Source organism: Roseivivax sp. CAU 1753, assembly GCF_054482575.1.
In genome coordinates, this window is sequence record NZ_JBTLRF010000007.1 from 1 (window position 1) to 22,662 (window position 22,662).

The following is a 22,662-nucleotide window of genomic DNA, read 5'->3' on the forward strand; positions in this document are numbered from 1 at the left end:
GATGGGGCAATCGGCAGATGCTTGCAGATCGGCTCAACCCCGATATCCCTATTCTCTTCGATAAAGGCGATCATGTCCTGGACCGGCGGTCGAGCTCCGCCTGAGCAAAATATGCAGACGCCTATCGCAGGATCTCATTGGCCTGCTTCAGCTCGCGGTTCTCGCGTTCCAGCGCCTTCATCTTCTCGGCCACCTCGGTCGTGATGCCGGTTCGATCGCCACGATCCACCTCAGCCTTCTTGACCCATTCGTTCAGTGTTTGCGGCGCACAGCCGATCTTCGAGGAAATCGACAGGATCGCCGACCAGCGGCTCTCATGCTGTCCTTGATTGTCCAGAACCAGGCGAACGGCACGCTCGCGCACTTCGGGGGAATACTTGTTCGTTGTCTTGCTCATGATGCTCCATCCTACTCAGGAGTTGGAGCCTCCGGCAAACCCGGCGCGGTTCAAACCGAGGATTTTTCAGGGGAGCAGGTCAGTCCGTTTGGCATTATTCAGAGGAACACAGGAAGATCCTTATATTGAAACGGTTTTGGATAACCATCCTCTGTAAGGCTTGCCTGCATCGACATACATTTACGGCTTCGCATCGTGATAATTCGTCGGCAATCGGCCAGCTCTATTCTTGTTACAACCTCCTGTCCATCGAATGGCTTTACGATATAATCTGTAGCGCCTGCTACTATCGCACGCTCCATATGCAACCTGTGATCCAATCGTGAAATCATGATAATCGGCGTATCCTTATAATCGGGAATATTTCGAATTCTTCTGCACAATTCAACTCCGTCAAAGTTGGGCATGTACATGTCGAGTAGAAAGCACGAAAATGATTCCACTCCTTCGGATAAAATCCTGATAGCATCAGAACCAGACGTGGTGAACTCAAAATTGCTATAGACAGATCCAGCAAGCGCCAAGTCGAGCAGGTCCTTCATTAGCGGATCATCATCAACGGCCAGAATTTTCATACTTTTCTCACTAAGGCAGTCATTCTGTGTTCACAGTTAATACTATGAAATTGTCTTTGTTGTGTTCATACTGTGAACAATTTGTCTTTTGACCTGCTCCCCTGAAAAGTCCTCGGTTTGAGGTTAGCCTGTTCTCTGAACGAGGAGACAGACGATGAAGAGATCACTTTTCAGCGAAGCGCAGATCATTGGCATTTTGAAGGAGCTTCAGGCGGGCATGAGCGCGCCAGATCTGTGCCGGAAGCATGGGATCAGTGATGCGACCTTCTACAACTGGCGCCGCAAGTATGGCGGCATGGAAGTCGCCGATGCCAAGCGGCTGAAGGCGCTGGAACCCGAGAATGCGAAGCTGAAGAAGATGCTGGTCGAGCAGTTGATGGACGTTGCCACGTTGAAAGAGATGCTTGGAAAAAACTTCTGTGGCTCGGTTCGAGGAGGAAGGCTGTGGACTGGGCCATGAAGGAAAAGAGCTACTCGCAGAGGCGGGCCTGTGCCCTGGCCGGGATCGATCCGCGCGTCTACCGGCGTGCATCGAAGCGCCCTGCGGACACGGAACTTCGGTTCAGGATGAAGGAGCTGGCATCGGAGCGACGGCGGTTCGGGTATTGGCGCCTGCACATCTCGCTGAAGTGCGAGGGATGGCAAGTGAACTGGAAGAAGCTGTACCGGCTCTACCGCGAAGAATGGTTAACCGTTCGTAAACGGGGCGGACGCAAGCGCGCAGTCGGTACGCGAACTCTTATGGCGATCCCGCAGGGCCCGAACCAGCGCTGGTCGCTCGATTTCGTGTCGGACGCGCTGGAAGACGGGCGGCGGTTCCGGGTGCTGAATGTGATCGATGACTTCAGCCGGGAATGCCTGGCCGCCATCGTGGACACATCAATTGGCGGTGCGCGTGTCGCTCGTGAGTTGGATCGCATTGCCGAGTTACGCGGTTACCCGTGCATGGTAGTCTCGGACAACGTCCTATGTCGGGGAAATCTGGCTGCTTTGGTCAGCAGGTCATGGGACATCCGGAGCACCGGACGCCCTCTAACGGTTGCCCAGACGGGCTCTGCCGTCAAGAAATGATCTCTTCCATAGCAAACACAGGGTACGCGCGCTGGCGGCCCTCACCGTCCTTAATACGAGATCCCAAATCCCAAGCAGAAGGCCCGAACATTATCTACGAGGTCAGCAAGCTGCTTCCACGGCTCATCAGAGAGAGGTCCTTCCGCCTGGGCTCACCCCCTCGAAAAAGGGGCGATAGGGTGCGCCATGTTTGACCACGGCGTGTACGGTGCGCGCCATCTTGGCCGCGATCGCGGTGTAGGCCTTGCGGCGCAGATGGGCGTTGTGTCGGTCCTTCGAGATGTAGCGTTCGAACTTGTCCCGGAAGCTGTTGGTCCGCTTGAGAACGGCGGTTTGGCCGGCCATCCAGAGCGTGCGCCGCAATCGGGCATTGCCATACTTCGAGATGCGGCTTTGGCCACGGAACATGCCGGACTGCATTGTGGCGAGGTCCATTCCGCAGAACTTCAGGAACTGCCGGTGATGGCGAAACCGACGCAGGTCACCGGCCTCGGCCAGGATGGTCATGGCGTTGATCGGACCGATCCCGGGAATGGTCGTCAGCAGCTGATAGTCGGGCAGATTCGACAACAACTCGACGGCCCGTGCCTCGATCACATCCCGCTGTCCGATCAGGCTGCGACCTTCGGCCAGTACCAGGCGGAACATGCGGATGGCATCGGAGTCGGAATGCACTGGCAGTCCGACTGAACTGACCGCAGTGGCGTAAATATCTGAAAGCAGATGCTCTTTGGAAACCTTGCGGCCAACGACCTCCCAAGCATCAGCTATAAAAGCCTCCTGGCTCATGACCGTGGTCATATGTGGCGATGGATACTTCTCGAGGAACGCCAGGAACCAATCGGTCCGCGAGCTTCGATGAAATCGCTCGGCCTCGAGAAAGTACAGCGGTAGGTGCGGTAGGTAATGCGTCAGGATGCGGTGCCACAACTCGGTCTTCGAGCGCGAAACGATCTCGTGGGTTTTAAAGAGCTCCTGGATGTCCGCGGTCCCGGTCACGAGCGGATCATGGAAGAACTGTACGGCCCCGATCTCCATCATGTGCAGAATGACCTGGGCGTCCTTGGGATCATTCTTGTCCCAGCTGTTGTGCAGAGCCTCGCGCGTTCGGGCCAAGCCAACGGAAGAGACAAGCTTCAGGTCGAAACCGGCCTGGCCGAGATGATGAGCCAAAGCACGGTGATAATTGCCGGTCGCCTCAAACCCGATCCGTACCGGCAGTTCATAGCTGGCGAGAGCGATGGCCAAGCGCTGAAAATCTTCCAGCGTGTTCGTAATCGTTATGCGGCGACGGCGCTTCTTGCCGGGAATGCCAATAAACACTTCGTGCCGGTGTTTTGAAATGTCGATGGCGACCAGCACGGTCGAAGCAGTAGAATGGGTGGCGGTCATAGCCGGTCTCCTCAGCAGTGTGGTTATGCAAAACCACTGTTGAGACCTAAGACCCGGTTATGGCCACCCGCTGCGCAATTTGGAGGCTGCGCGCGTGGCCATAACCTGTCGGCAGCCCTTCTTCCCGACGTGCTACGGCACGGAGCTGACTTCGAACGCGATGCTGAAATGGCAGGAAGACCGCCAAGTCAGCTGGCACTACATCGCCCGGGAAAGCCCGTGCAGAACGGCTTGGTCGAGAACTTCAACGGGCGGATGCGGGAGGAATGCCTGAACGAACACCTGTTCCCGTCTCTGCGCCATGCCTGCCGAATGATTGCGGCATGGCGCGCCGACTACAATCACCACCGCCCACATTCGAGCCTCGACGGGCTCACTCCGTGGGAGTATCACCAACGGTCAAGAGAGGACCAAACCCTGAACAGAGCTAACTGAAAAACGCGGACTCACAGGGGAGCAGGTCAGCACTGCTGGCCGATCGACAGATCCGGGTGGCCAGCCTCGATCATGCCGCGCCTCACTTCCCGCCCCAGGGCTTCAGCTTTCGTTCCAAAAAAGAGTTGGCCACCGCCAGCTCCCCGAGCTTGGCGTGGAGCTCCTTCACCTGCTCCTCGTCAATCTCCGGCTTCTTGCGGCCCCCGCGCTCAAACACACCGGACGCACCTTCAAGCAGGGCCCGCTCCCATTGATGGATCATCGTCGCCTCTCAGTGTTTGCTAAGCAAACACCTGCCGGTAACAGATGCATCCCGAACCGGCTCGCCAGCTCGGCGACCGCCTCTCCGCCTTTCAGGGCTTCCAGCGCGACCTTGGCCTTGAACTCAGGCGCGTGCTGCTTCCGTTTCGACATCTCTGATCTTCTTCTCGTCGAAGATCAGCAGACTGAAAATCGTAGCTTACGTCAGTGGCCGAATTTCCGGGGGTAGCTCACGGTGGTCAATTATGCCGAGCGGTACCGCGATGGGAAGCGCGTTTCGACTGCACCGGTCGAAGCGAGCGTCAACAGGCTTGTCGCCAAGCGATTTGTGAAAAAACAACAAATGCGATCGTGACGCACCGGGGCACATTACCTGCTGAAGGCTTGGGCATCTGTGCTGACCAGAGATCTAACTGAACGAACGAAATATTAAGCGCCGAAGCAGCCTATTCCGGGCAACATTGCGAGCTTCATCAGCCCTACACCACCTTTGCTCAGGGCAGCATAACCCCACGGTTTTGAACGGGCCCCAAGTCCACGGTGAAAATCCTCCCGCCAGAAAGGGTAAAGGTGGACGACTTTTACGCCTCCCGCAGCAGGTTCATCCCGCCGCTACCGTGGCCGACTTTCTCACCACCGTTCTCATCAAGCCAAGTGCAACGTACCTACCACTGGCCTCTCGACAACGGCGCAGCCTTGTCGATCCGGCGGGGGTCACTACCTTGTGCGGGTCGATCCGATCCAGCGAGGAAACCAGATGTCATCGCCGCCGCCCGAGTTGCCGAGAAGCCTCGTGGACTACCTCGAACGGACCGGCGTGGCGTTGTCGGTATCGGCACGTCACGACGATGCGCCCCTGGTCATGGTCAACGACGCGTTCTGCAAACTCACCGGGTATGCGCGCAACGAGGCGGTCGGGCGCAATTGCCGCTTCCTGCAGGGGGCCGATACGCGGCCCGAGGAGCGGCAAGCGATGCGCGCGTTCATGGACGATCCCGACGCGGACAGCGGGCGCTTTCCGGTCCTGAATTATCGCAAGGACGGCACCGCGTTTCAGAACTTCGTCTTCATGACACGTCTCAGGACCCGTTTGGGACAGACGCAGTTCATCCTCGGGTCGCAGTTTGACATGACGACCGTGATGCGGCGGGCGCGGATCGGCGACAATGACGGCGCACTGAACCGTGCCTTGATGGACATGGACCAGATCGGCCGCGAGTTTGGACTGGCTATGGTGGGATCGGCCAAGATAATCTCGGATTCGGTCGCGATGCTCGCGAAACTTTCACTAAACGATGGCGACGCGCGCCGCTGATACCGAACCGGATTGATCGATGAAAGACAAGAACGACAGCGCCGCGGCGCCCGGCGCAGAAACCCGCGAGCGTCTGTGCATTGTTGGGATCGGGGCGTCGGCGGGCGGGCTCGAGGCGATCCGCGAGATGCTCAGCACGGCAACCGCCAAGAGCAACCTTGCCTATGTGGTCGTGCAACACCTCGATCCGAACCACGAAAGCCTGCTGGCCGAACTGCTGGGCCGCCATACCGAACTGAACGTGCTGCAGGTCAGCGGCGGCGAGAAGATCGAGGCCGACAACGTCTATATCATCCCGCCCGGTCACGGCCTGTCTGTCACGGACGGCACGCTGCAGCTGACCGATTTTGCCCAGCCGCGCGGGTTGCGGCGCCCCATCGACGACTTCTTCGAAAGCCTGGCCCTCGATCAGGGGCGGTTCGCGGCCTGTGTCATCCTGTCGGGCACCGGGGCGGATGGCAGCGCGGGGCTGCGCGCGATTAAAGAGCATGGCGGGCTGTGCCTGGTGCAATCGCCCGAAACCGCGAAATACGATGGCATGCCAACCTCGGCGCAAAGCACCGGGCTGGTCGATTTCGTGCGCTCGCCCGACCGGATCATCAGCGCGATCCAGCAGTTCTACGCCCATTCGCTCAGCGACAAGGTCGACGAAAAGCTGACGCGCACGGTCGAACAGATGATCCAGGACATCTGCGCCGTGGTCCGCACCACCGTCGGGCATGACTTTTCGGGCTACAAGAAATCGACCCTCGTGCGCCGGGTGCAGCGCCGGATCCAGGTGCTCGATCTGCCGGATGCCAATGCCTATCTGCGCTGCATCAAGGCCGATCCCGACGAATGCGAGATCCTGTTCCGGGAACTTCTGATCAACGTGACCCGGTTCTTTCGCGATACTGAACAATTCGAGATGCTGCGCGACGAAGCCATCAGGCCCCTGGTGCGCAATGCCGACAACAAGGACGAGATCCGCGTCTGGGTGCCGGGCTGTTCCAGCGGCGAAGAGGCCTATTCCATCGCGATGATGTTCGCGCATGAGGTGCGGCTGCAGCGGCGCGCGGTGAATATCCAGATCTTCGCCACCGATATCGACGAACAGATGCTGCGCATCGCGCGCGACGGCGTCTATCCGCAATCCGCGCTTGCCGACATTCCCGAGGGCATGCGCGACCTTTACACGGTGGCGCGCGATGGCAAGTTCCGGGTGTCGAACACGATCCGCGACATGGTGCGCTTCTCGATCCACAGCATCGTGCGCGATCCGCCCTTTTCCAACATCGACCTGCTGTCCTGTCGGAACCTGCTGATCTATTTCGGCGACAAGCTGCAGAAATCGGCGTTTCCGACCTTTCACTACGCCATCCGGCCCGGCGGCACGCTGTTTCTCGGCCCGTCCGAAACGGTCGGCCGCTTCGAGCATCTGTTCGCCCCGATCGAGCCGGGCGCACGGGTGTTCCGGCGCAACAACGCCCGACCGGAGTATCCGCAGCACCTGCGCGGGCAGATCTTTACCGAAACAGCCGTACCGCGCCGCCCGGCCCGGGATCAGGACGAAGCGACCCGCGTCGGCTGGAGCGACGCGGGCGTCGCCGAACGGGTGCTCGAGCGCTATGCGCCCCCGACGCTGCAGGTTTCGACCAAGGGCGACATCCTGAAATCCACCGGCAAGCTGGGCAAATACCTCGATCTTGCGCCGGGCCAGTCGCAGAGCCAGACCGCCGCCGCGGTTGCCCGTCCCGGCGCCCGTGAGGCGATCTCGGCGATCATCCGGCAGGTGGCGCAGTCGCGTCGGCGGTCGATCACCCGCGATCTGACCGCGCAATCCGAGTTCGGGCGACAGCCGTTCGACCTGATCGCCGACCCGCTGAACGACGGCACCCTGCTTTTGGTGTTTCGCGACCGCGACCGCTTCGAGGCGCTGGATGACGCCGATTTCGAGGAAGTGGACCCGTCCGACAGCCATGTCCAAAGCCTTGAGGACGAGCTGCGCACGACCCGCGCCCGGCTGCATGTCACCGTCGAGGAACTGGAGACCGCGAACGAGGAGCTGAAAAGCTCGAACGAAGAAATGATGTCGATGAACGAAGAGCTTCAATCGACAAACGAGGAACTGTCGACCGTCAATGACGAGCTGAAGGGCAAGGTCGACGAACTGTCCGTCGCCAATGCCGACCTGTCGAACTTCTTTGCCTCGACCGCGCTGCCGTTGCTGGTGGTGGACGCAAGGATGAACATCCGCAATTTCACCGACGCGATCGAGGTGATCTACCGGTTCCGCAATGCCGACCGCGGGCGTCCATTGCCAGAGGTCACCAGCACGCTGCACCGCGATCAGGAAGTGCTTGCCGCGATAGAGAAGGTTGTCGCCACCGGAGACCCCCATCACATGCGGGTCCGCGACCGGGTCGAGGGCCGCACCTGGGCGCTGGTGGTGACGCCCTACCGAATGCGCGACGGCGCGGTGGACGGCGCGACACTTGTCTTTACCGAAGTGACCGAAGCGCTGCGGCTGGAAGACGCGCTCAAGCACGAAGGCGAACGGCTGCGCCTGGCCCTCGATGTGGCGGAACAGGGCATCTGGGAATTCAACTACGACAGCAGCACGCTGGTGCTGGACGACATGGGCTGCCGCCTGATGGGTATCGAGGATGCGACCCTGTCGATCAGGGGTTTGCTGGCCGCGATTGCGCCGCATGATCGCGCCGCGGTCGAGACCGCGTTGCGGATGGAGGATGACAGCCCGCCGGGGCAGATCGACCTGACGCTTCAGCTGGCGGGCGATCCGGCGCATGCCCGATCCGTGCAGATCGTCGGACGACGGCTGGACGGCAACCGGACCTCGCGCGTGCTGGGTGTGATCTTCGACGTCACCGAGGAACAGGAATCCAAGCGCATCCGCGAGATGATGCTTCGCGAGATGAACCACCGGGTCAAGAACATGTTCTCGATCATTTCGGGCATGATCCGGATCGCCGGGCGCCAGACCTCGTCGGTCGACGAACTGGTGCGGGGGATCAGCGACCGGATCACCGCGCTGGCCCGGTCGCACGATCTGACCCAGCGTGCGCCCTCGTCGCAGCAACTGGCGCTGAAGGACGCGGTCGCGGCGTCGCTGGAACCTTACAGCGCGACGACCGCGATCTTCATCGACGGGCCGCCGGTGCCGGTCAGCAGCCAGGACCTGACGGCGCTGTCGCTGCTGTTGCACGAATGGGCCACCAACGCCGCCAAGTATGGCGTGCTCGGACCGGTCGAAGGGCGGCTCGAGGTGACCTGGGAACGGCTGGACGAAAATAAGGTCCGTTTGTCGTGGAACGAAATCTATCTTGGCCACGTTGAGCCGCATGAAGGCCAATCCGGCTTTGGTTCGACCCTGGTCCAGCTGTCCGCGTCGCAGCTTCAAGGCGACGTGACCGTCGATACGGATGGGCAGCAGAGAAGGACAATACTCACCTATGTGCCGCAAAGCTGACACCGCCACCACACCCCGAAAAGTGCTGGTCTGCGAAGACGAGCCGATCGTCGCCCTGGATCTGCAGATGCTGATCGAGGGCTTCGGCTATGACGTGCTCGGCCCCTTTGCCAGCGTGCGTCAGGCGCTTGACGCGCTGGACGGCCAGTCCCCCGATGCCGCGGTGCTGGACGTGCGCCTGCGCGACGGAGAGGTCTTTCCCGTCGCCAACAAGTTGCGCGACATGGGGGTGGGTCTGGTGTTTCACTCGGGCCACGCGATGGACGAGGATTTCACCTCGAACTATCCCGACGCGCGGTGCTGCCACAAGCCGCTGGTGACCACCAAGCTGCAAGAGGCGCTGGCGCAGATCGTGCCCGCTTAGGATCGGACATCCGCCATCCGCCCGGACCGGCCGGCGCGGTCGGGTCAGACCAGCCGCGCCAGGGTTTCCGCCGCGGCGCTGGCAAGGTGACGGCGCAGGCCGTCTTCTGCTCCTTGCGGATCCCGCGCCAGGATCGCGGCTACGATGACCGCATGCTCCTGGTTCGAGCGCGCCATCCGTTCGATATTCTGCAGTTGCGACTTGCGAAACGGCGCCAGCTTGTGCCGCTGCATGTTGCCAAGCGTCACCAGATCGGCGTTCTGCGTGCCGTCGAAGATCAGGGAGTGAAAGCGGGCATTGGCCTCTTCGTACCCGGCGACCGCCCCCTGACCGCTGAGATCGCTCATCTCGCGGTGCACCGCCTCAAGTTCGGCCCGCCGGTCGTCAGGCATCCGCAGCGCCGCAAAGCGACCGCACAGGGCCTCGATCTCGGCCATGGCCTCGAACATCTGGGCAATCCGTTCGCGGGTGAACTCGGCCACCACGACGCCGCGATAGGGCTGCCGTTCCGCAAGACTGCGCGCGACAAGCTGATGCAGCGCCTCGCGGACCGGGGTGCGCGAAACACCGAAGCGCTGTGTCAGGGCCTGTTCGTCAAGCTTCGCCCCGGGCGCGATCTGCCCGGTGACGATCTCGCTCTCGAGCGTTGCAGCAACAGAGGCGCTGCGCACCTCGCGACGGACCGTCGGGTCCGCCGAACCGGATTTTGGCGTTGGTGCGTCTCTCATCGCCCCGAGGTTACAGCGGCAGGGGCGATTCCAAAACAGTAAACGCGCAAGGGCGGGTCTGCTATTGTGAACGCCGCGGCCGGCTTTGGTCAACCTTGCCGGGCTTGCACCGATCCTCAAAAAGCACATGCGAAGCCGAGATCACCCGCCTTGCTTAACCTCGCACTGCTGTTCCCCATCCGGCGCGGGGCTGTGTCATCGGCCCCGGCTACTGGGCGGTCCAGCCGCCGTCGACGGGGATGGCGGTGCCGGTGACGTTGTGCATCGCCCGCTGGCAGAGAAAGACCGCGATCGCGCCGATTTCGGCTGGGTCCGAGGTGCGCAGGCTGGGCTGTTTTTCGGCCAGAAGGCTGGCGATCCCGGCGTCGCGGTCGCCGCCATGCCGGGCCGCGCGCGCGGCGACCTGCGGTTCGATGATCGCGGTTTCGGTCCAGCCGGGGCAGATGCAGTTGACCGTCACACCGCCGGTGTCCTTGCGTCCCTCGGCGGCGTATTCAAGCGCGGCGACCTTGCTCATCCCCACGAGGCCGTGCTTGGCCGCGACGTAGGGTGCCTTGGCCGCCGACGCCACGAGGCCGTGGACCGAGGCGATGTTGATCACCCGTCCGTAGCCGCGGTCCGCCATGCCGGGCAGGCAAAGCCGCATGGTGTCGAAGGCCGCCGAGAGGTTGACGGCGAGGATCGTATCCCAGATTTCGCGCGTGGCGTCCTTGAGCGGCGCGGTGCGCTGGATGCCTGCGTTGTTGACCAGGATGTCGACAGGATGCCAGGCTTGGACCGCCGCCACCATGTCGGCGATCTCGGACGGGTCGCGCAGATCGCCATCGAAAAACCGCACATCCGCAGCACCCGCCGCCGCCACCGCCGCGCAGGCGGCATCCCGTTCGGCGGCGTTTGCCAGACCGTGCAGCGCCACCGTCGCACCCGCGCGGGCAAGCCCGGTCGCAATCGCCAGTCCGATGCCCTGAACCGAGCCGGTCACAAGCGCCGTGCGCCCTGCAAGATCTGTCGTCATCCTTCGTCTCCCCTGGGTTTCAGTCGGTTGCGCAGCTCGGTTTTCAGGACCTTGCCGTAGTTGTTCTTCGGCAGTTCGGCGACGAAGACATAGTCTTTGGGCCGCTTGAACCGCGCGATATGATCGAGGCAGTACCGGTCAAGCGTTGCCGCCTCGGCGCGGGCACCCGCCACGGGCACCACGAAGGCCACGATCGCCTCTCCCCATTCGGCATCGGGACGGCCCGTCACCGCCACCTCGTGCACCGCGGGATGGGTCAGCAAAACCTCTTCGACCTCGCGCGGGTAGATGTTGGTGCCGCCCGAAATGATGACATCCTTGGACCGGTCGTGCAGCGTCAGGTATCCGTCCGCATCGAGGGTGCCGATGTCGCCGGTGCGCAACCAGCCGTCCACCAGCGTCTCGGCGCTGGCGTGCTCCTGGCCCCAATAGCCCAACATCACCGGCAGCCCCTGCACCAGGATCTCGCCGGTTTCGCCCAATGCAAGCGCCGCACCGAAGGCGTCGGCGACCCTGATCCGAACCGCCGATTGCGCCCGCCCGACCGAAGACAGCCGTTGCCGCCAGCGCGGGTGGTCGCGGTCGGCCACCTCGGCCCGGGACAGCGCCGAGATCGCCATCGGGCATTCGCCCTGACCGTAGATCTGCACGAAGCGCGGGCCCATGGCATCGACGGCGTCGACGATGTCGGCGGTGTACATCGGGCCGCCGCCGTAGACGATGGTCTTGATCCCCGCGCCGGTCGCACCCGTGGCGCGGGCCGCGTCGATCAGGCGGCGCACCATGGTCGGTGCGGCAAACATCGAGACATTGCCCAGCCGCGCCGAGAGGTCCAGCACCTCGTCCGCGTCAAACCCGCCCGAGGCGGGTACCACGTGGCGCGCGCCGCGCATCACGTGCATGAAGTTGTAGATCCCCGCGCCATGCGACATCGGCGCGGCGTAGAGGATGGCATCGGCCTCCTCGACCGCGTCGACATCGACGAAATAGCCCAGGGCCATCGCGGTCAGATTGGCCGCGCTCAGCATCACGCCCTTGGGCTTGCCGGTGGTGCCCGAGGTGTAGAACAGCCAGATCATGTCGGCAGCACGCGTCGGATGCGGTGCGGCCAGCGGCGCGGCCCGGATCAGTGCCGCGAAGGCATCCGTCCCGAAGGCCAGCGTCGGCACGCCCAGATCGATGCCATGCCCGGCGCTGACAAAGGCAAGCCTGGCACCGGCGTTGTCGATGATCCAGCCCGCCTCGCGCGGGTGCAGCTTGGCGTTGATCGGGACCGCCACCGCGCCCGCGAACCAGATGCCGTAGAGCGCTTCGAGGTACTGCGTCGCATTGGCGGCAAAGAGGGCGACGCGGTCCCCGGGCAGGATGCCGTGCTGCCCCCGCAACGCTCCGCCGATGGCGGCTGCGCGCCGCGCGAAGGTGGCGTAATCGGCAACGACGCGGTCGCCCTCGAGCAGCGCGGGATTGTCCGGCACGCGCGCGGCACTGCGCAGCAGCCATTCTGCCGGGTTCATCGCGCACCTGCCTTGTTTTCGAGGATCGAGACGTAGTTTGCCACGCCAGAGCCGCCCATGTTGAACACGCAGCCCAGTTCCGCATCCGGAAGCTGCATCGCGTCGGCCTGACCGGCCACCTGCCGCGCGGCCAGAACGTGCATCGACACGCCGGTGGCACCGACAGGATGGCCCTTGGCCTTCAGCCCGCCCGACAGGTTCACCGGCAGGGCGCCATCGGCAAACACCGTGCCCTCGGCCAATGCCCGCGCGCCCTGCCCGCGCGGGACAAGGCCCATCGCCTCGTAGCTCATCAGTTCGGCGATGGTGAAGCAGTCGTGCACCTCTGCGAAATCGAGGTCGTCGACGGTGATCCCGGCCTCTTCATAGGCGCGCCGGAAGGCTTCGGTCGGGCCTGCGAATTCCAGCAGGTCGCGGCGCGACATCGGCAGGAAATCGTTGACCTGCACGGCGGCCCGAAAGCCCACCGCCTGCGGGAAATCGGCCGCCATGTCGTCGGCGACCAGCACCAGGGCTGCCGCGCCGTCGGATATCAGCGAACAATCGGTCATCCGCAGCGGGGCGGCGATCATCGGGTTCCGGTCGCTGACCGTGTTGCAGAAGTCAAAGCCGATATCCTTGCGCAGATGCGCCAGCGGATTGTCGAGGGCGTTGCGGTGGTTCTTCGCGGCGATCTGCGCCAGCGCCGCCGAGCGATCGCCATGGGCCTGGAAATAGGCCTCGGCGAAGCGGGCAAAGATCCGGGGGAAGGACATGCCGTCCTCTTCGGCGGCATAGCCTGCCTGCATCAGCGCGTCGGTCACGCCGTCGGTGTCCATCGCGGTCATCTTCTCGACGCCGATCACCACGGCCACGCGGGCGGCCCCGGCGCGGATCGCGTTGCGCGCCGCGTGGATCGCAGCCGAACCGCTGGCGCAGGCATTTTCGACCCGCGTTGCCGGTGTGAAGCGCAGCGCGTCATCGGTTTGCAGCGCAAGCGATGCGGCAAAGCCGTCGCGCACCATCCCGGCGTTGAAATGCCCCAGCCAGATGCCATCGACCGCCCCGGCGTCGATGCCTGCGTGATCGAGCGCCTCGCGCGCCGCCGCGGTGATCAGCGTTTCGAGTGTCTCGGCCTCGAGACGTCCGAACCTCGTGTGGCCCCAGCCGACGATTCGCGCATCCATGATGGTGTCTCCCTGCGATGGTCTGCCAACAGGATAGACCGTTGGGCGGGGGGCTTACCATTCGTGGAACTACGTGGTTCTCTGCGCGGTCATGGAGACCGGGACATCCATCGCTTTCGACGCCGCGCCGATCGGGCTGCTGATTTCGCGCGACCGCGTGATCGAGGCCTGCAACCGCGCCTGCGGCGACGTCTTCGGCTATCCCCCCGCGGCGCTGGCCGGTCGTTCGCTGGCCCTGCTTTACCCGTCGCGCGACGAGTTCCGGCGCATCGGCGAGATCGGCCTCGAGCGGATGCGCAAGAGCGGTGTCTATCTGGGCGAGCGGATCATGCGGCGGCGCAACGCAGAGCTGTTCTGGTGCCGGGTGCGCGGTCAGTCCCTGACCCCCGAGGCGCCCTTTGCCCATGCGGTCTGGAGCATGGAAGACATCTCGGACAGTCGCCCCATCGTGCAACTGTCGCGCCGCGAGCGGCAGGTGGCGATGCTGTTGACCGAGGGTCATACCAGCAAGGAGATCGCCCGCCTGCTGGGGATTTCGCACCGCACGGTCGAAGCCCACAGGTCCAGCCTCAACCGCAAGCTCAACGTCCGCAACTCGGCCGAATGCGTCGCCCGCCTGTCGGGACTGCCGGACTGATCGCAGGCGGGCGGGCGGGCCTAGGCGATCCTGACGTCGCTGCGGACCTGGAACCGCGCCGGATCGAAGGTCGCGACGGAGACCTCAATCAGAATGCCGTCCGCGTCGAAAAGCTGCGCATCGATCTGCAGCGCCGGGGCGCCTTCGGGCACGCCGATGATCTCTGCGTCCCCGCGCGAACAGGGCACCGCGCTGACCGACTGGACGACGCGCGCGACCCTGTTGCCGAAGGTGTCCTCGATCAGTTGAAACACCGACCCGGGGGCCTGGCCGACAAGGGTCTCGATGGCGGCGAACCGTGCGGGCACGTAGACCCGATTGGCGCTGAAGGGGCGCGCCTCGCCGCGCAGCTTGCGGGTGGCGCTGACCTCGAGCCAATAGCCCGTCTCGCTGGTCAGGCCGGTCAGTTGCGCGACATCTTCGGTGGGCACGCTGCGGGTTCCCAGAATGGTGAACTCGGTGTCGCGCCCGAGGCTCAGCAGCTCGTCGATGCCCTGCGTGGCCATGTGGAACTGGCGTTTCGGCGTCGCCGATATGATCTCGGTCCCGGCGCGCTTGCGGCGGCTGAGAACGCCCGCGGCCTCCAGCTCTGCGAAGGCCAGGCGCAGGGTCGAGCGGCTGACACCCAGGGTCGCCGCGTATTCCGCCTCGGGCGGCAGGCGGTCGCCGATCTTCAGCGCGCCGTCGCGGATCTTGGCCAGGATATCGTCGGCCAATTGCGCGTAAAGCGGCGTCATCGCAGCGTTCCCGGCAGCCAGAGCGCAAGCCCCGGGAACAGCGCCAGCAGGACCGCGAAAACCACCAGCAGGCCGAAGAACGGCAGCGCTGCGCGGGCGATGGTGCCGATGCTTTCACCGGTCTGCGACTGGATGACAAAGAGGTTGAAGCCGATGGGCGGCGTGATCTGGCTGATCTCGACCGCGACGACGACAAAAATGCCGAACCACAACGGATCATAGCCCGCCGCGATGATCAGCGGCAGCGTGATGGGCAGCGTCATGACGATGATCGAAGTGCCGTCGAGAAACATGCCCAGCAGCGCGTAAAACGCCAGAAGCACGAGGATCAGCGCGAAGGGTGCCAGACCCAGCCCGGCGATCTGCCCGGCGATGGCCTTGGGGATGCCCAGAAAGCCGAAGGCGGAATTGAGCAGCGCCGCGCCGATGATGATCAGCCCGATCATCGCCGAGGTGCGCACCGCGCGACGGCCCGCGCGGATCATCGCGGCCATCGAGAAGCGGCCCATGACGACCGCGATCACCACCGCACCCAGAACGCCGACCGCGGCAAGCTCGGTCACGCTGGCGATGCCGGTATACAAGGCCCCCATGATCGCCACGATCAGACCCGCCACCGGACCGATGTCGCGCAGCCCGCGCAGCCGGTCGCCCCGGGTCGGCGGATCGGGCCGGGGCTGGGTGCCGCTCAGCGTCTGGTGCAGGGCGATAAAGACCATGTAGAGCGCGGCCAGCGAGAGCCCGGGGATCACGCCCGCGATGAACAGCTCGAGGATGGATTGCTCGGCGATCACGCCATAAATGATCATGATGATCGAGGGCGGGATCAGGAAACCCAGCGTCCCTGCCCCGGCAAGCGAGCCCATCGCAAGCTGTCGGTCATAGCCCCGCGCCTGCAGTTCGGGCAGGCTGACCTTGCCGACGATGGCCGTGGTGGCCGCCGACGACCCCGACACCGCCGCAAACAGCGTCGATCCGACCACGTTGACATGCAGCAAGCCGCCCGGAAGCCGCCCGACCCAGGGGGCCAGCCCGGAAAACAGCGCCCGGCCCAGACCCGCCGCGACGAGGATCTCGCTCATCAGGATGAACAACGGCAGCGACAACAGCGGCGACGGGATCATCGCGCCCCAGATCACCCCGCTCGAGAGGATGTCCATGGGAATGTTCGGCTTGAACACCGACAACAGGATGTAGCCGGTGGCGAACAGCGACAGGCCGATCCAGACCGACCCCGCCAGAAGCCCGACGAACAGCAGAATGGCGACAAGCGATATCTCAAGCATCGGCAGGCTCCGCATCCGCCGTCCGGTCTTCGGCATCCCGGCCCGTGGCGCGGCGCAGGGCGCGGGCGGCCAGATCGAGCCAGAGCTGCCCCATCCCCCAAAGCACCAGAGCCTGCGGAATCCACAGCGGCGTCTTGCTGACGCTGGTGGCAAGGATCTGGCGCTCGAACGAAGTGCCGACCTTGGTCCACATCGCCCCGACGATCAGCGCGACGATGCCAAGCGCCACCAGATTGGCCGACACATCCAGCCACTTGCGCGCGACCCCGGGCAGCCGTTCGGTGACCAGCGTGATACGGACATGCACCGCCGCGCGGATCGCGGGCCCCGCCGCCAGCGCGAAGATCGCGGCCATGGCGTATTGGCTGAATTCCCAGGTGAACGAAAAGCTTTGCGCCTGCGCCCGGGCGACCACCTCGACGAGCATCAGGGCGCAATAGCCGAAGATCAGCGCCACGGCGGCGCTCTCGGCCAGACGCGACAGGCGGTCAATGAGGGACAGAAGCTTTTCCATGCGCGAAAGGGCCGCCGGGGCGATGCCCGGCAGCCCGTGGCCTTACTTGCCGACGTCGGCGGCATAGGCATCGACCACAGCCTTGGCCTCGGGCACCTTGGTGAAGAAGTCCGCCCACATGGCCTTGCCCGCCTCGGCCATGCTGGCCCGAAGGCTGTCATCCGCGGTTGAAATGGTCATGCCGTTCTCGACAAGGATCGCGGTCTTGGCTTCGTCCTCGGCGGCAGAGACCGCCCAGAAGTCCGGCTCCATCTTGTCGGCCAGCGCCTCGATCGTCGCACGCTCCGCATCGGTCAGGGCGTTCCAGGCATCGAGGTTCACCGTGACCGCATCGGGCGACATCGACCAGTTGAGCGGGTTGAAGTGGCTGGTGAACTGGTAAAGCTTGGAATTGGCCCCCGTCGATGTCGAGGTCGCGGCCCCGTCCACGGTGCCCGCGGCGACAGCGGCGGCCAACTCTCCGAAAGGCAATTCGACCGGTGCCGCGCCAAGCCGTTCGAGAAACTCGAACGAGGTCGCGTTGAAGGCGCGGATCCGCAGGCCCGCGATGTCATCGGCGCTGACAACGGCGTCCTTGGTGTAGATGCCGGGCGACGGCCAGGGCACGTAATACAGTACCTTCTGGTTATGTTCGGCGAAGATCGCGTCATAGGTCGGCCCCGCCGCCGCAAGCCAGGCCTTCATCTCGTCCTGGCCCTGGATCAGATAGGGCAGCGTGTCGATCCCCAGGAAGGGCGCGTCGCCCGCCTGCAGAAACAGCAGCATGTCCGCCATCTGGACGATGCCGTTCTCGACCGAAGACAGCTTTTCCGTCGCCCCCACGCCCAGCTCGCCCGACGGGTGCACGGTGATGTCGACCGCGCCGTCGGTTGCGTCGCGCACCGCGTCGGCAAAGGCCACCGCGCTTTCGACGTGGAAACTGTTGGCGCCCCATGCGGTGCTGAGATCCCATTGCGCCTGGGCGGCGGCCATGCCCGAGCTGAGCGCGAAGGCGGTTCCCGCCGCGAAGATGGTCCTGGCAAAGGTCATGATGTCTTCCTCCCGTGTTTGCTGGTTGTATAGAGTGTTTCTGCGGCCTCGTCCGAGACCATTCCGTGTGCGAGATCGCGGGCCAGCGCCTGCGGTGCGCGCTCTGCCGGGTCGCCGAACCCGCCGCCGCCGGGCGTTTGCAGGATCAGCCGTTCGCCGGCGGGCACCCGGTAGATGCCCTTGTCGACGATTTTGGTGCCGTCGGTGATCGCCACCTGCCCCGCCGCACCGGTATGTCCGCCGCAGCGCCCCGCCGGTCCCGAGGACAGCCGTTCGAACGCCGCGGCCGACAGCGACAGGTCCTCGCCGATGCGCGATCCGATCTCGATGCGCTGGCCGAGGCCGCCGCGGAACCGCCCTGCCCCGCCGGTATCGGTGGCGAATTCCTTGCAATGGTAGACAAGCGGTGCTGCGACCTCGGCGGCCTCGACCGGCACCGCGCCCACGCCGGACGGAAAGGCCGTGGTCGACAGCCCGTCCAGATCAGGCCGCGCGCCCATCCCGCCAAGGGCCACGTTGAGCGACGTGAAGGCGGTCGGTCCGGCCCCCGACAGCGACACCGTCCAGAGCGCGCCCGAGCTTTCGGCCAGAACCTCGCCCGGCAGCGCCTGTTCGAGGCAGCCAAGCATCAGGTCCGGCAAGGCCTGCCCGATCACGTGCCGCGCGGTCACCGGGCTGGGCCGTTCGGCGCTGACCACCAGACCCGGCGGCGCGGTTATGGCGATGGCGTCGAGCGAGGCCTGGTTGTTCGGCACCTCGGGGGTCAGCAGCGCGCGGATACCGAAGGCGGCATAGGCGGCAGAGTAGTTCAGCGGGCAGTTGATTCCCCGCGCCACCACCGGGGACGACCCCGATAGGTCCACGTCGATCCGCCCGTCGCCGATCACCATGGTGGCGCACAGCGTGATCGGGGCGTCGTAGCCATCGAGCGTCAGGCGATTGCGATAGGTGCCCTGCGGTGCTCGTGCCAGCGCCCGCCGCGTGCCTCGGGCGGAGCTCTCGAAGATGAACCGGGATATGCCCAAAAGGTCCGTCAGCGCGTATTCCGCCATCAGGTCCGCAAGCCGCGCGACGCCGGTATCGTTGCAGGTCAGCAGCGACAGGATATCGCCGCGCGCCTCGTGCGGGACGCGGGAATTGGCGGTCACGATGCCCAGCAGATCCTCGTTCAAGCTCTGGCCCCGGCGCAGGTGCATGACCGGGAATGTCACGCCTTCCTCGAAGACCGATCCCGCCTCTGCCGACCAGCCGCGTCCGCCGATGTCGACGATATGGCTGGTCGAGGCGAGGTAGCCCACGATCCGGCCCCCGACGAAGGCCGGGGTAACCACCACGAAATCGAAGATGTGGCCCGCGCCGATCCAGGGATCGTTGGTGACCAGCGCATCGCCCGGCACAAGCGTGTCGGCGGGAACGCGGTCGAGCATGGCGCGCACCGAGGCCGCCATGGTGTTCACATGCCCCGGCGTGCCCGTCACGGCCTGTGCCAGCATCTGGCCATCGGCGTTGAACACCCCCGCCGACAGGTCGCCCGCCTCGCGCACGATGGCCCCGAAGGCCGCGCGCATCAACGCGTTGGCCTGTTCCTCGCAGACCGAGATCAGCCGGTTCCAGAGCACGTTCCGCGCCACGATGTCGACCGCGTCCGTCATGGTGCCTCCCGGTTCAGCATGAGATGCCCCTGCGGCAGGCAGCGCAGGCTCCATCCGGGGCGGACAAGGGTCGTGGTCTGCGCCTCGGGCACCACGGCGGGACCCGCGACCGCGTCATGGCCCAGCCTGTCGCGCGGGATTTCGCGATACGCAAGCGCCGCGCGGGCATTGAGGTCATAGATCCGCCGCGTCGCGGTGCCCGCGTCACATGACCCGGGCGCGGGCGGCCTTGAAGCGGGGTCCAGGCGGTCCTCGCGCGCGGTGACGCTGATCGAGACCAGTTCGACCGGGATATCGGCCAGGGTGAAGCCCACCAGCGCCCGATACCGGTCCTGAAACCTGTCGCCGAGGGTGGCGAAGGCCTGTGCGGGCGTCGCATCGGTCGGCAAGGGCAGCGACACCTCCAGCCCCTGCCCCCGGTAGCGCAGCTCGGCCCTGATCTCGCGCGTGATCCGGTGCGCGGGCACCGTTGCCGCGACCACGGCCACCACCGCGTCGACGGCCTGCCGGACGCGATCGGCCAGGGCGTCCCGGTCCACGTCGTCCAGCACCTCGACCACCGACAGCGCCTGTTCGAATGCCACCGGCGAGCGCAGGAACCCCACCGCAGAGCCGACCCCGGCGTTGGCGGGCACGATGATCCGGCGGATGCCGAGCTTCTCGGCGATGCGCGCGGCGTGCAACCCGCCGCCACCGCCCGACACGAGGATATCGAAGCTTGACACGTCAAGGCCCAGCTCGACGCCGTGGACTCGGGCGGCATTGGCCATCGTCTCGTCCGCAAGCTCGATGATCCCGGCGGCGGCGGGGGCGACGTCGTCAAGGCCCAGCGGGATCTGGATGTCGCGCGCGATCACCGCGGGGGCGCGGTCCGGGGCAAGTTCGATAATGCCGCCCGCGAAGTTCCGCGCCGAAAGGTTGCCGACGGCGATATGCGCATCGGTGATGGTGGGCGCATCGCCGCCGCGATCGTATGCCGCCGGGCCGGGGTCGGACCCCGCGCTGCGCGGCCCCACCCGCAAACGCCCGAGCGTGTCGATCTGCGCGATCGAACCGCCGCCCGCACCGATCTCGACCAACTCGACGGTCGGCACCTTCACCGGCAGGCCGCTGCCCTTGGTGTCCCGCCATGCGCGCGCCACCTCGAAGCGACGGCTGGTCCTGGGCGTGCCATTCTCGATGAAGCAGATCTTGGCCGTGGTCCCGCCGATATCGATCGACAGCGTCCGGTCCGAGCCGACTTCGCGCGCCACATGCGCGGCCAGCGCCACGCCGCCCGCGGGCCCCCCCTCGACCAGCCGGATCGGAAAGCGGATGGCCTGATCGACGGTGGTCAGCGCGCCGTCCGACAGCATCATCAGGAACGAACCGTCAAAGCCCCGCGTCTTCAGCCCCGCCAACAGCCGCCCGACATAGCGGGTCATCAGCGGGCGCACATAGGCATTGGCGCAGACCGTCGAGAACCGTTCGAATTCGCGGATCTCGCCCGCGACGTCCGAACTGAGGCAGATCGTGACCGCGTCGTCCAGCCGCATGCGCAGCCGGTCTGCGACGGCCTGTTCATGCGTCGCCGCCTTGTAGGAATGCAGGAACCCGATGGCGATGGCCTCGACGCCCGCCGCGGTCAGATGCGCGGCAAGCGCGTCGATCTCGGCGGCGTCCGGTGCTTTCAGGACCGTCCCGTCCGCCAGCATCCGTTCGCCAAGACCGAAGCGCAGCGGGCGCGGCACCAGAGGCTCGGGCATTTCAAGATCGAGCGCGTATTGATCGAAGCGCTTTTCATAGCGCATCTCGAGCACGTCCCGGAAGCCCGCGGTGGTGACGAAAGCGGTCTTCGCACCGCGCCGCTCGATCAGGGCATTGGTGGCCAGGGTGGTGCCGTGCACGACGCTCGAAACCGCCGACAAGGGCAGAGACATCCGCGCCAAAAGCCGGTCCACCCCGTCGAGCGCGGCGGTTTCCGGACTTTGCGGGCTGGTCAGGACTTTCACCGACGCCAGCCCATCCGCCGTCTCGGCGACGACGTCGGTGAAGGTGCCGCCAATGTCGATCGCGATACGAACCATAAAAAATTAGTACGTACTATTTAAGGACCTGTCAACGGTGCAGGCACCGAAGCACCGGGCGTCCCCGGGCGCGCCTTGATGGATATCAATGCAGCCACCGCGCAGCGCCCTAGGGTTTTCACTCTGTCATGACCCAGGACAATTTTGACCTGAACCAGGAGGGTAGATCGATGCCATTGAAATCCCTGTTCCTCGCGCTGGCCCTTGCCCTGACAACCACGGTTGTCCCGCCGGGTGCTGCACGGGCCGAAAGCTTCGTCGGCTCGAATGTCGACAGCCGGGTGCTGATCGGGTTGAGCGTCAATTCCGACGGCGTGCAGGCGCTGATGCCCGAAGGCTGGACGTCAATCGCCTTTCCGCAAGGGCCATTGAAAGGGTCGAACCTGCTGTTTGCCCTGATCGACGGGGTTCTGGAAATGGACGCCGAGGGCACGCCGCTCAATCCCGCCAGTCGGCGCGCAGCCGTGTTCGTGGGTCTGGCCAAGCAGGACGGTGGTGACGCGGTGCGCATGTACGTGCTGCGGATCCTGACGACGGTGCCGGACCGCAACCCCTACGGCGTCGCGACGGGCGCCGATATCGCGCGGACGCAATCCCTGGCCGGGCCCGCCGATGCGGGACGGCTCAGTTCGGACATGTGGCGCATTACATCGCCCGAGGGCGGCACCTTGTCGTTCACGCTTGATTACACCACCGGCAAGCGCAGCTGGAGCCCTGGCGAGCTGTTTCCCTATTCCGCGGCCAACCCCGATTTCTCACGCATCTACCGGTATGAACAGATGGTCGATCTGGTGGCCAGCACGGCTGTCGGCAAGCCGTCCAGCGGTGAATTCCAACTGTCCAACAGCATCGCGGAGCTGGCCGCGATCTTCGACGGTTCCGAGCAGATCATCGCGGTCATGGATGTCCCGGTCTATGTGCGCGACGTGTTTCTGCCCTAGGCCGCGCGGCACCGGCGGGACCGGACACTGACGCGCGGGTCGGCAAAGGCGGTCGGGCGGCGCGGACGGCGATTGATTTGCATCAACGCTGCCGGTCC

18 protein-coding genes, 3 pseudogenes and 1 other annotated feature are annotated in these 22,662 nt (G+C 64.7%); of the genes and pseudogenes, 7 read left to right on the forward strand and 14 right to left on the reverse strand.

Annotated features, from left to right (window positions below):
- Positions 1-397 (reverse strand): annotated as a pseudogene (locus tag ACXYMN_RS14645) (transposase); the annotation flags it as partial.
- Positions 3-116, reverse strand: a sequence feature (AL1L pseudoknot). It overlaps the preceding pseudogene by 114 nt.
- Positions 398-495: 98 nt before the next feature.
- Complete coding sequence (locus ACXYMN_RS14650; protein WP_459014467.1) at positions 496-972, reverse strand: response regulator; 477 nt, start codon at positions 970-972, stop codon at positions 496-498.
- Positions 973-1,126: 154 nt separating this feature from the next.
- Here ACXYMN_RS14650 and ACXYMN_RS14655 point away from each other — a divergent pair.
- Positions 1,127-1,935 (forward strand): annotated as a pseudogene (locus ACXYMN_RS14655) (IS3 family transposase); the annotation flags it as partial.
- Positions 1,936-2,169: 234 nt separating this feature from the next.
- Here the strand turns inward: ACXYMN_RS14655 and ACXYMN_RS14660 are convergent.
- Complete coding sequence (locus ACXYMN_RS14660) at positions 2,170-3,435, reverse strand: IS110 family RNA-guided transposase (protein WP_459014468.1); 1,266 nt, start codon at positions 3,433-3,435, stop codon at positions 2,170-2,172.
- Positions 3,436-3,571: 136 nt separating this feature from the next.
- On the opposite strand from ACXYMN_RS14660, the pseudogene ACXYMN_RS14665 reads away from it, so the two are divergent.
- Positions 3,572-3,870, forward strand: a pseudogene (locus ACXYMN_RS14665) (integrase core domain-containing protein); the annotation flags it as partial.
- 82 nt (positions 3,871-3,952) lie between these two features.
- Here ACXYMN_RS14665 and ACXYMN_RS14670 read toward each other — a convergent pair.
- Positions 3,953-4,132, reverse strand: a complete 180-nt coding sequence (locus ACXYMN_RS14670) for a hypothetical protein (RefSeq protein ID WP_459014469.1) — start codon at positions 4,130-4,132, stop codon at positions 3,953-3,955.
- A 756-nt stretch (positions 4,133-4,888) separates the two neighbouring features.
- On the opposite strand from ACXYMN_RS14670, the gene ACXYMN_RS14675 reads away from it, so the two are divergent.
- Genes ACXYMN_RS14675 through ACXYMN_RS14685 form a run of 3 tightly spaced genes read left to right on the forward strand, consistent with a single transcriptional unit; the run spans position 4,889 to position 9,279 of the window.
- The gene (locus tag ACXYMN_RS14675; RefSeq protein ID WP_459014470.1) at positions 4,889-5,446 is read left to right on the forward strand and encodes a PAS domain-containing protein; all 558 of its coding nucleotides are present in this window, start codon (positions 4,889-4,891) and stop codon (positions 5,444-5,446) included.
- Between the two features lie 19 nt (positions 5,447-5,465).
- Positions 5,466-8,915 (forward strand): chemotaxis protein CheB, encoded by a 3,450-nt coding sequence (locus ACXYMN_RS14680; protein WP_459014471.1) that lies wholly within the window; start codon positions 5,466-5,468, stop codon positions 8,913-8,915.
- Positions 8,899-9,279 carry a response regulator gene (locus tag ACXYMN_RS14685; RefSeq protein ID WP_459014472.1) on the forward strand — a complete coding sequence of 127 codons (381 nt, stop codon included), beginning with the start codon at positions 8,899-8,901 and terminating at the stop codon, positions 9,277-9,279. The genes ACXYMN_RS14680 and ACXYMN_RS14685 overlap by 17 nt, the downstream gene beginning before the upstream one ends.
- A 44-nt stretch (positions 9,280-9,323) precedes the next feature.
- On the opposite strand, the gene ACXYMN_RS14690 is transcribed toward ACXYMN_RS14685, so the two are convergent.
- From ACXYMN_RS14690 to ACXYMN_RS14705, 4 genes are all read right to left on the reverse strand, one after another.
- Entirely contained in the window at positions 9,324-10,007 is a 684-nt protein-coding gene (locus ACXYMN_RS14690; RefSeq protein WP_459014473.1) for a GntR family transcriptional regulator, read from the reverse strand.
- Between the two features lie 208 nt (positions 10,008-10,215).
- Complete coding sequence (locus ACXYMN_RS14695) at positions 10,216-11,022, reverse strand: 3-hydroxybutyrate dehydrogenase (RefSeq protein ID WP_459014474.1); 807 nt, start codon at positions 11,020-11,022, stop codon at positions 10,216-10,218.
- Complete coding sequence (locus ACXYMN_RS14700; RefSeq protein ID WP_459014475.1) at positions 11,019-12,536, reverse strand: class I adenylate-forming enzyme family protein; 1,518 nt, start codon at positions 12,534-12,536, stop codon at positions 11,019-11,021. Before ACXYMN_RS14700 ends, ACXYMN_RS14695 begins: the two co-directional genes overlap by 4 nt.
- Positions 12,533-13,702 (reverse strand): acetyl-CoA acetyltransferase, encoded by a 1,170-nt coding sequence (locus tag ACXYMN_RS14705; protein WP_459014476.1) that lies wholly within the window; start codon positions 13,700-13,702, stop codon positions 12,533-12,535. The genes ACXYMN_RS14700 and ACXYMN_RS14705 overlap by 4 nt, the downstream gene beginning before the upstream one ends.
- A gap of 91 nt (positions 13,703-13,793) precedes the next feature.
- Between ACXYMN_RS14705 and ACXYMN_RS14710 the strand changes: the two genes are divergently transcribed.
- Positions 13,794-14,339, forward strand: a complete 546-nt coding sequence (locus tag ACXYMN_RS14710) for a helix-turn-helix transcriptional regulator (protein WP_459014477.1) — start codon at positions 13,794-13,796, stop codon at positions 14,337-14,339.
- Between the two features lie 20 nt (positions 14,340-14,359).
- Here the strand turns inward: ACXYMN_RS14710 and ACXYMN_RS14715 are convergent, their stop codons facing one another.
- From ACXYMN_RS14715 to ACXYMN_RS14740, 6 genes are read right to left on the reverse strand one after another with little or no spacing between them, the layout of a single operon-like run.
- On the reverse strand, positions 14,360-15,076 hold the full coding sequence (locus ACXYMN_RS14715; protein WP_459014478.1) for a GntR family transcriptional regulator: 717 nt from the start codon (positions 15,074-15,076) through the stop codon (positions 14,360-14,362).
- The gene (locus ACXYMN_RS14720; protein ID WP_459014479.1) at positions 15,073-16,362 is read right to left on the reverse strand and encodes a TRAP transporter large permease; all 1,290 of its coding nucleotides are present in this window, start codon (positions 16,360-16,362) and stop codon (positions 15,073-15,075) included. Before ACXYMN_RS14720 ends, ACXYMN_RS14715 begins: the two co-directional genes overlap by 4 nt.
- Positions 16,355-16,876 carry a TRAP transporter small permease subunit gene (locus ACXYMN_RS14725; protein WP_459014480.1) on the reverse strand — a complete coding sequence of 174 codons (522 nt, stop codon included), beginning with the start codon at positions 16,874-16,876 and terminating at the stop codon, positions 16,355-16,357. Before ACXYMN_RS14725 ends, ACXYMN_RS14720 begins: the two co-directional genes overlap by 8 nt.
- Positions 16,877-16,918: 42 nt before the next feature.
- Positions 16,919-17,905 carry a TRAP transporter substrate-binding protein gene (locus tag ACXYMN_RS14730; RefSeq protein ID WP_459014481.1) on the reverse strand — a complete coding sequence of 329 codons (987 nt, stop codon included), beginning with the start codon at positions 17,903-17,905 and terminating at the stop codon, positions 16,919-16,921.
- Entirely contained in the window at positions 17,902-19,557 is a 1,656-nt protein-coding gene (locus ACXYMN_RS14735) for a hydantoinase B/oxoprolinase family protein (protein WP_459014482.1), read from the reverse strand. Before ACXYMN_RS14735 ends, ACXYMN_RS14730 begins: the two co-directional genes overlap by 4 nt.
- Positions 19,554-21,623 (reverse strand): hydantoinase/oxoprolinase family protein, encoded by a 2,070-nt coding sequence (locus ACXYMN_RS14740; protein ID WP_459014483.1) that lies wholly within the window; start codon positions 21,621-21,623, stop codon positions 19,554-19,556. Before ACXYMN_RS14740 ends, ACXYMN_RS14735 begins: the two co-directional genes overlap by 4 nt.
- 170 nt (positions 21,624-21,793) lie before the next feature.
- Here ACXYMN_RS14740 and ACXYMN_RS14745 point away from each other — a divergent pair, with 170 nt between their 5' ends.
- A complete protein-coding gene (locus tag ACXYMN_RS14745) occupies positions 21,794-22,564 on the forward strand; it encodes a hypothetical protein (RefSeq protein WP_459014484.1) in 771 nt (256 codons plus the stop codon).
- Positions 22,565-22,662: the final 98 nt, after the last annotated feature.